Origin of the sequence: Chryseobacterium populi (assembly GCF_000282115.1) — a bacterium.
Classification (GTDB): Bacteria; Bacteroidota; Bacteroidia; order Flavobacteriales; family Weeksellaceae; genus Chryseobacterium; species Chryseobacterium populi.
Genome location: NZ_AKJY01000106.1, coordinates 53,434 through 62,423, shown reverse-complemented (window position 1 = coordinate 62,423; position 8,990 = coordinate 53,434). Strand labels below are relative to the sequence as shown.

The 8,990-nt window shown below is 37.8% G+C and carries 8 protein-coding genes and 1 other RNA gene; 4 read left to right on the top strand and 5 right to left on the bottom strand.

What is annotated here, in order from left to right; translation table 11 throughout:
* The coding region (locus PMI13_RS19035) for a T9SS type B sorting domain-containing protein (protein ID WP_007846837.1) at positions 1 to 2,535 on the top strand (2,535 nt) is incomplete at its 5' end.
* A gap of 155 nt (positions 2,536 to 2,690) precedes the next feature.
* Positions 2,691 to 3,092: a transfer-messenger RNA gene (ssrA, locus tag PMI13_RS20995) on the top strand.
* Between the two features lie 345 nt (positions 3,093 to 3,437).
* Here the strand turns inward: ssrA and PMI13_RS19030 are convergent.
* The gene (locus PMI13_RS19030; protein WP_007846835.1) at positions 3,438 to 4,127 is read right to left on the bottom strand and encodes a hypothetical protein; all 690 of its coding nucleotides are present in this window, start codon (positions 4,125 to 4,127) and stop codon (positions 3,438 to 3,440) included.
* Between the two features lie 259 nt (positions 4,128 to 4,386).
* Here PMI13_RS19030 and PMI13_RS19025 point away from each other — a divergent pair, with 259 nt between their 5' ends.
* Complete coding sequence (locus PMI13_RS19025) at positions 4,387 to 4,614, top strand: hypothetical protein (RefSeq protein ID WP_007846833.1); 228 nt, start codon at positions 4,387 to 4,389, stop codon at positions 4,612 to 4,614.
* A 123-nt stretch (positions 4,615 to 4,737) separates the two neighbouring features.
* Complete coding sequence (locus tag PMI13_RS19020; protein ID WP_007846831.1) at positions 4,738 to 5,163, top strand: DUF1801 domain-containing protein; 426 nt, start codon at positions 4,738 to 4,740, stop codon at positions 5,161 to 5,163.
* 282 nt (positions 5,164 to 5,445) lie between these two features.
* Here the strand turns inward: PMI13_RS19020 and PMI13_RS19015 are convergent, their stop codons facing one another.
* From PMI13_RS19015 to PMI13_RS19000, 4 genes are all read right to left on the bottom strand, one after another.
* Positions 5,446 to 5,724 carry a hypothetical protein gene (locus PMI13_RS19015; RefSeq protein WP_007846829.1) on the bottom strand — a complete coding sequence of 93 codons (279 nt, stop codon included), beginning with the start codon at positions 5,722 to 5,724 and terminating at the stop codon, positions 5,446 to 5,448.
* Between the two features lie 33 nt (positions 5,725 to 5,757).
* Entirely contained in the window at positions 5,758 to 7,107 is a 1,350-nt protein-coding gene (locus PMI13_RS19010) for a S41 family peptidase (protein ID WP_156104401.1), read from the bottom strand.
* 17 nt (positions 7,108 to 7,124) lie between these two features.
* Positions 7,125 to 7,862 carry a hypothetical protein gene (locus PMI13_RS19005; RefSeq protein WP_007846825.1) on the bottom strand — a complete coding sequence of 246 codons (738 nt, stop codon included), beginning with the start codon at positions 7,860 to 7,862 and terminating at the stop codon, positions 7,125 to 7,127.
* Between the two features lie 175 nt (positions 7,863 to 8,037).
* Positions 8,038 to 8,961 carry a T9SS-dependent choice-of-anchor J family protein gene (locus PMI13_RS19000; protein WP_007846817.1) on the bottom strand — a complete coding sequence of 308 codons (924 nt, stop codon included), beginning with the start codon at positions 8,959 to 8,961 and terminating at the stop codon, positions 8,038 to 8,040.
* Between the last annotated feature and the right edge of the window lie 29 nt (positions 8,962 to 8,990).

Here is an 8,990-nt window from a genome sequence, read left to right as displayed (position 1 = left end):
AGTTTAAGCGAATGTACCAATAGTACGACTGCTACCTTTGATCTTACTTCAGCACAACCAGCCATCAGTACAACTGCTGGAGCTACTTTTGCCTATTATGCAAACCAGGCAGATGCAATAGCAGGAAACGCAAGTACAATTGCTACTCCTACAGCATATTCTTCCGGAAATGTTACAATCTACGTAAGAGTAACCGTAGGAACCTGTTTTAAAGTCGTGGAGTTACAATTAAATATAACACAAACTTCAACACCAACCATTACCAGTTCCTCAACGTCAATCTGTTATGGAGGCAGCGGAGTGACATTAACGTCCAGCCAACCTACCGGTAATACATGGTCTACCGGAGCAACGACACCATCCATTACAGTAACAACACCCGGAACCTATACCCTGACAAATTCCACAGGAAATTGTACAAGTAACCCTGCATCCATTACGATAACAGCGGAAAGTGATCCGGATGTTCAGATCACTGGAAACCTGGTTTTATGTGAATCTCCAACCCAACTTACAGCTACGTCTACAGGAACAGGAAATACCTATTCATGGTCAAATGGTACAACTGGAAATACGATTTCGGTTTCAGCTCCGGGAACGTATACTGTTACGGTGGAAACTCCGGCAGGATGCCAGTATCAGGAATCAGTGGCGGTAACACAAGGCGCTGTGCCTGTTGTTCAGAATGCAAGTTTAAACGAATGTTCCAATAGTACGACTGCTACTTTTAATCTTACCTCAGCACAGCCAAGCATCAGTACAACTCCAGGAACCACTTTTGCTTATTATATAAACCAGGCAGATGCAATAGCAGGAAATGCAAGTACAATCGCTACTCCTACAGCATACACCTCCGGAAATGCAACAGTTTATGTAAGAGTAAGTACAAACACCTGCTTCAAAATTGCTGAATTACAACTGAATGTAACGCAGACTTCAACACCAACTATTACCAGCCCTTCAACAACAATCTGTTATGGTGGCAGTGTGACATTAACATCCAGTCAAACAACAGGAAATACATGGTCTACCGGAGCAACGACACCATCCATTACAGTAACAACACCAGGAACCTACACCCTGACGAATTCCACAGGAAACTGTACGAGTAGCCCGGCATCCATTACCATAACAGCGGAAAGTGATCCGGATGTTCAGATTACAGGAAATCTGTTTTTCTGTCAGGGATCCTCAACCGTACTAACCGCTACATCTGTAGGAACAGGAAATACCTATTCATGGTCAAATGGTACAAACGGAGCTGTAAATACCGTTACAACTCCGGGAACTCATACAGTAACCGTAACAACCCCTGCCGGATGTCAGTATCAAAAGTCTGTAACCGTAGCAGTAGACCCGGCTATTGTAGTTAATATTGCACAGCCCGCAGAGATCACCTGTACCAATTCGCAGGTGACTTTAGATGCAACCGCTTCTGTATATCAGCCGGGAGCCACATTTTTATGGACAGCAACAGGCGGTGGGAATATTGTTTCAGGAGCCAATACGCTAACCCCTGTTGTGGACAACAATGGTACCTATACACTTACCATTACCAGTACTCCTTTAGGATGCACAAATCAGGCATCAGTAACAGTTATAAAAAATACAACACCTCCTACCATATCCGTTACCGCCTCTGCTCTTACTATCTGTCCAGGGCAGTCTGTAACCCTGACAGCATCGGGCGCAACTTCCTATACATGGACGGGATTGCCCGGAACCGGAAATACCCAAATCGTTTCTCCGACTACCACAACGACTTATACCGTAACAGGAATCGGAGCTAATGGATGCCCGGCTTCAACCCCTGCTACTATAACCATTAATGTAGTTCCTGAAATAGTTTCTCCACTTCATGATATTGAAATTTGTAAAGGAGATAAAGCTGTTCTGGATGCAGGTAGTGGCCCTAATTACACTTATACCTGGAGTACCGGAGCGACCACCCAAACCATCACTACAGAACTTGCGGGAACTTATACGGTCACTATAAATAACGGAGCTTGTTCAAAAACTTTCACGGCAACAGTAGGGTATCTTGTGACACCGGAAATTCTGGAAATTCACTATAAGAATAACACTTTAGTGATCATTGCAAAAAATAACGGAATCTTACCTATGGAATATTCTATTGATGGTGGAGTAACCTGGCAACCTTCCAATACTTTCTATCATGTTTTCAGTAATACCCTATATTCCATTCAGGTGAGAAACCGGGGAATGACCTGCTATTCTGAAGCAATATATTATACTTTCTTCATGCCAAACGTTATAACTCCAAATCATGATGGTAAAAATGATTATATAGATTTCAGTGAGATCAATAAATTCGGAAATTTTGAAGGAAATATTTTTGACAGATATGGGAAAGTCGTCTTCAATGCCAGCTCAAAGAATCCGAAATGGGATGGAAAACATCTTGGAAACCTCGCCCCTACTGGTACTTATTGGTATAAATTGTCTTGGGAAGACCGAATCAGTAAAAAACCTGTCCATTTATCCGGTTGGATTTTATTAAAAAACAGGGACTAAAACTTTATAACTGCCGGCTTGATACTGCCGGCAGTTATTATTTTGCTTATGATCGTGATCATAAATACGGCAATAAGATTGTTATTTAAAAAAGCTATAGCCAACGTTAAGAATATTTAAACAAAAAATTCTATCTTTGCATTCACTTTATTTATGGGGTTGACTGGTTTCGACAGCAAGACCAATGGGTAAGTAAGCATGCAGAGAACCGTAGCGCGATCTCTATAATCCCTTGCTACAAAATTTTAACTGGCAACGAAGAGTTCGCTCTTGCAGCTTAATATCGAAGTATAGTAGATCAAGCGTTTTCCCGAAGATTTCAGTAGGGAAGCAAGATATCCCACAAATGCTCTGTTCTGCGGCGTTTGATCCTGGGATATAGGAATGCGGAAATAAGGTTTCAGATGCTTCGGCTGAAACTCGAAAACCTCAGAAGATAAGCTGGAAGTTGGGCGTCTGCTCTCTGCTTCCCGTCGAAAACCAATAGTAGAATAAGCATGTAGAAAGCTTATGTATTGCTTGTTTGGACGAGGGTTCGAATCCCTCCAACTCCACTTTTTAAGCTAAAGAGAATTTGTAAATAATTACATTTTCTCTTTTTTGCTTTGTACCCAAAGTTATATCTGAGTTTTTAGAATATAACTATTATAATTTATAATAAAGATTAACACAATGTGTTAAATTCTACTTGTTTCCTTTTGCACCAAAAAGAGAATAAATAATTATTCCTATCGAGCCGATAAAAGGGAAAAATATCATTAATAAAACAGCTTCAATTCCTAGCTTTTTTTTCATGATAAAATAGATCCCACATACATATAATATACACAATATACTTATTAGCATTAATAAATTAAAAGGTCCCACAGAGTAATTCATAATATATATTATTTATAGTTTAGTTAACAGCAGTAAGCACGATCGACTTGATAATAACTTATCTCAATAAGAACTAAATTAATTGTATGTTGAGAAAGATGTGGATTTCCAATCGCTGTACATCCGGTTAGTGGATTATGAATAGCATTGTAATTATAATCTGACCAAGCAGCACTTGGTGTATAACCCCATCCACTTAAATAATAGGTGTTATACCAAGGACAAGGAGCACTGCCACCCGCAAATCTTGCTGAATAATTAGAAAAAGTATCTTTAGAGTCATCAGTCGCAATAATGTCAGAAAAAACGGTAAACAACAGTCTTGTTTCTACATTCAACTTTTGAAAATCAAAGTTTTCATCAATTTTTAATTCTTCTGCCGGTGTTGTAATCTTTATTACGCCATCTTCGATTTTAATGGTAGAATTATCATTTAAATGTAAAACATCATTTTCATCTAATACAAATTTGTAGTCGTTGATATTACCCTTATCATTATTAACATGAAAATCGCGATATGTTTTAAAATTTAGAATACCACTTTCTGTGATTTCATAAGTCTCAACTCCATACATAAATAGAGGATGAATAATTTCACTTTTTTCACCAGCTACTCTCGCATTTAAAAAAGATTTTTCAATTTTAGAACTTGCATTTTCTGCAACATCATTGCTTCTTTCACAGGAAAAAACAATAAATACTAAGCTTAGCATTAAAGTTAAGATACAAATTTTTGGTCATTTTTTTATTTTAAAGCGCTAAAAGTATCAAAAATAATTTAAATCACAATAATAAGATATAAAAATAAAATAATTTCAATTTTCTCTCCAAAAATCCATACAAATGTTCAACGTAATAACCATATATTAGTAAATCATTCAAAACCAAAACAAGTCATAACCTGAGTAAAAGAAAATCAAAACCCAATCAGTAAAAAGAACTATATTTAGATTGCATAAAAAAAAAATTATTATGAACAGAAAAATTGTAAAAATCAAACACGTTACAGGAACTTATAACCTTGATATTGAAGATGGAAAGCTTAATGAAATGCAAGAACAACTGGACAGATGCCTGAACGATGAGCAGCCTGCAATTGTAGTTAAAGGAGAAAATGGAGATCAGTTTATATATCCTTCAGATCTTCTAAAAAACAGTTTTATTGTCATAACGGACCGAGAAGAGGCTAAAGTATTTTAAACACAATACACCTTAGTATGACAGATAATTAATCAGCAGCATACGATCTTATATAGACTAAGACCCGAAAGAGTTTGAATATATAAAATTAACTACTGCCAGCTTATAAAACCTATAACTTTAATGAGTATAGAAGAACAAATCACAGACTATATTACAAGCCAGCCTGAACAAAAACGCAGCGATATGCAGGCGTTGCATCGCATCATTCTTGAAATAATGCCGGAATGTAAATTATGGTTCCTGAATGGTAAAAACAGTGAAAATAAAACGGTTTCAAACCCTAATATAGGATATGGATTTCAAACCCTGCCATATGCCGATGGAAGCAGCAGAGAATTTTATCAGGTCGGCCTCAGCGCAAACACCACTGGAATCTCGGTTTATATCCCTGGTATTGACGACAAAACCTTCTTAGCCAGAACCTATGGAGAAAAAATAGGCAAGGCAAGCGTGACCGGATATTGTATTAAGTTCAAAGCTTTAAAAGATATCAGCATCCCAATACTTGAAGCAGCAATACGGGATAGGGTTGAACAAGAACTGTAATTCAACACAAAACCGGAGCAACTGAATTTTGATGTTATTATATTACAATTTAGGTAACTATTACTTTACACTCATCATTTTTTTATTAACACAAAGCTTTTAAAATCCGACTGCTATATTTTAAGAAAAGCAGCTATGAAGCATTCTTTTGAAAATCTATTTTATCGATTAAAAAACTTTGCCCATCTACTATGTCCGATTCATCATTTTCTTTGTGATATAAACCAATCGTTGAAAGAAACCAGAAACAATAAGTGTAAAATAGTATATATCTACTAAAATTTATTTATTCTGAAGAACTGTTTCCCGTCTCAATTTCCGGATATTCTGGGTTAACTGTTTCCGGATCTCGATGTGCCGTGACCGGTAAAGTTTTATGCAGTTTTCCAGCTTCTTTTTGGTGGTGAGATAATCTTCGTAGAGATAGGTTAATTCGGCATTCATTGCAGAAACATCTTCATTAAAAGCCTGGTTTTGATCCGGTGATTCTTTTAATAATTGTTCTAAATCATTCATCCTTCTCATCACTTCCTGATGTATTTTCGGCTCTATTCCCTGCATGGCTAATTTGACTTTAATTAGGTTATACTTTGACTAATGTTTTCCCCGGAAAAATGGTCTTTCACTTTCCAGAATCACTTTTACGGCATTATCCGGAGTTTCCTGAACAGATTTCAAATAAATTTTATTTAAAACAGATTTCAACAGGGTTTCGTCAGATTCTCCAAGCTGTTTCAATGGAAGTGAAGCGTATTCATTAACAGGATTCTGAGGCGAGATTCCATTGCTGTATTCTCCTTCTCCGTCGGCATTATAAACTTTATAAATTACCGGATGGATTTCCCAGGATATTTTACGGGGTTTACGCTCATCAACAATGGGAAATCCGGCCATATCTTTTCCTAAAGTAGTTCCACCCACCTGAATTACCTGCAAATATGGTTTGAGATTATTGACCACAATTTCTGAGGCTGATGCCGTACTTCCGGAAGTGAGGATAAACACTCTGTTTAAATTCAGGGTATTGACATGCAGGACATTGAAACCAAGAGCGTTGGAATCATAAGCGATCTGTTCGGCAAAAGTCTTTTTAACTTCACCGCCATTTTTGTTTCCTTTATAGGCAATAAACAGTGAACCGGAAGATACTCCTGAAGGGATTAATGAGCACAATGCAGCAGCTGAAGCCACAGATCCGCCGTAATTATACCTGAGATCAAGAACAAGCTCCTGTACTCCCTGGGCTTTGAACTCGGAAAATTTCTGATTGAGCGTATGGGACATTCCGTCGGGGAAGTCATAGATATAGAGATAGCCGGTCTTTTTACCATTCTGTTCAAAAACTTTGGAAAGTACCGGCTGATCAAAAGAAAAGCCATAATACACCGTAATATCTTTTTCATTGGTAATATTACCGTTTTCCCAATCACCAACGGTAAGGTCAAGGGTTGTTTTGTCCGGAATAGAATTGACAAGGATTTCTGCATTGGCTGCTGTTACCAGGCTTCCGTTGATCTTTTTTATGATCATTCCGCGGTACAGGCCGGCATTCTGAGCAGGTGAATTCTGTAATACCAGTTTGACAACCGCAGTTACCTGCCCGTTTCCAAGCTGAAGCACGGCATAATCAAACCCGTACATATTACGGACAGTACGCAGATAGGTTGAGGAATCTTCTGTATTCACAATGGAAGAAAAGCGGTCATTCTGAGATAAAAGACTTGCGAAAAACTTTTGGGACGGAAGATGGTAATCCGGCTTGGAAGGCATCTGACCTGCCCAGTAATAATAACGCTTCATGTTATCCTGTATCCATACATTCACAGATTCCACACTTCCTTCAGGGAAATCAGGAACAGAATCATCTTCCCTGTTACAGGAAATTATGGATCCTGAACATAAAAACCATAACACCAGCAAATGAAATTTAAAAAATCTACTCATGAGCATTTTCATTTATTTTACAGATAATCCGCTACATCAATATCACCTTTTACCACAGTGATGCCATTTTCAAGCTTCTCCTGCAGGACAATCATGTTGGCACCTATATCCTGTTTTATGGTTACTTTAATGATTTGTGTTCCGAAATAAGGTTCGGTAGTCCCGGGCTTATAGAGTTCCAGGTAAACAGGTGCTGTTGCACTGAAAAAGCTGTATACTTTTAATGCTGAAAAATTATCCTTCCCGATATGATCAAATTCAGCGAGCACCATTCCGTTGTCTCTTTTTAATATCCCTTTTACTCCTTCCAATGAAGAGCCGGAATATTCACCAAGGTTCGGAAAGATCAGCTCGAAGCCCACTTTTCCCAGATTGACCTGAGGCTTCACGGCATAAGTTTGTAAATAAATCCCGGGAAGATTAAAGAAATACAGGTTTTTATATTCATCCGTATTGTTATAATTGATGCTGTATTTAGCAATTTGCTTTCCATTTTCATTGTTGTAGATTTCAAGTGCATCGGTTTCTCCTTCATCTACTACGAAACTTAATTTAGTTTCTATATTATTGGTATAGGAAGTGCTTCCGTTGATACTCACAGGCTGGCCGTTAAGCCTTATCTGCAATACATCCGGTTTTGAATATCCCTTGATATTGATCTCTGCCGGCTTTTGTGATTTATCGTAAGACTGCAATACCTCATCGGTACATGATACCAGACTTAAAAGAGTTGCAAGGGCAATTGTTTTTTTCATTGTCAAGATATTATTGATAAATTAAATTCAGAAATATTGCCCTTGGCCACACCAGGGGCAATATGATTTCTAAAATTTATATATGCATATTTTTTCAGAGGTGCCGATCTTATGATCATAGTTTTGACATGGTTGTTTTTATTTTAAAAAGGCACTTTCTGTTTATTTAATGGGATTATTTCTTAATAAATTTCACGTTCTCGGAACGTACACCGTCTGACACTACGGCCATATAGTTTCCTGAAGATAAGGCTGCAACATTTATTTCCCTGCTGTATTTAGCTGTAAGCACGGATTGCCCGGCCATATTATAAATAGTAACTGTCACTGTATTTTCTTTGAATGCTGAATTAAGTTTAAGCATCAGTGAAGCCAATACCGGATTCTGCATGACAACGGTAAGATTTTTTGATGTTTTTACATCTTGTGTTTTCAGAACCGAAGAAAAAATAGCCATTTCATCAATATTGATATTAGGTACATTGGTAGTATCGCCTGTAGATCTGTTTGACCACAAACCGATATAGATTTTTTTTCCTGCAAAAGCGGAAAGATCTACAAGGCTTTCTACAAACTGGTTTAAGTCTGCAGGGAAAGGATTGCTGCTCCCTCCTCCACTGATCAGGTAAGGGCTGGGAATTTCATTTCCATTGGCATCTACTGTCAATGCCTGGAAATCCGACAATTCCGGAACCTCTTTCTGAGGAGTACTAACAAATATATAAAGGTATCTGCCCACTAAAGGATGTGAAGTTCTCTGTCTTCCTATATAAGCTGCAAGGGTAATGGTACCTGAAGCTGAAGTAAGATCAATCTGAGGAGAGATCGCCCAGTCGTTTTCTGTGGCAAAACCTGTTACGTTTCCTGAAGGAACAGAGCTTATTGAATAGCGAAGTACACCTGTTGATCCGTATGCTAAAGAAGTACCGTTATGGTAAATATTCGGGCCCTGTACCCATCCGTTTCCGTTTGCATTGCCGTCATAGAACGTCCAGCCCTGCATATCTCCTGCTGCATTAAAAGCATTCGTCCAAACCGGAAACTGTGCACAGATCAGTTTTGATAAAAAAAGAACAGATAATAAAATTACTTTTTTCATAATATAAATTTTAAAAGATTGAATTAAAA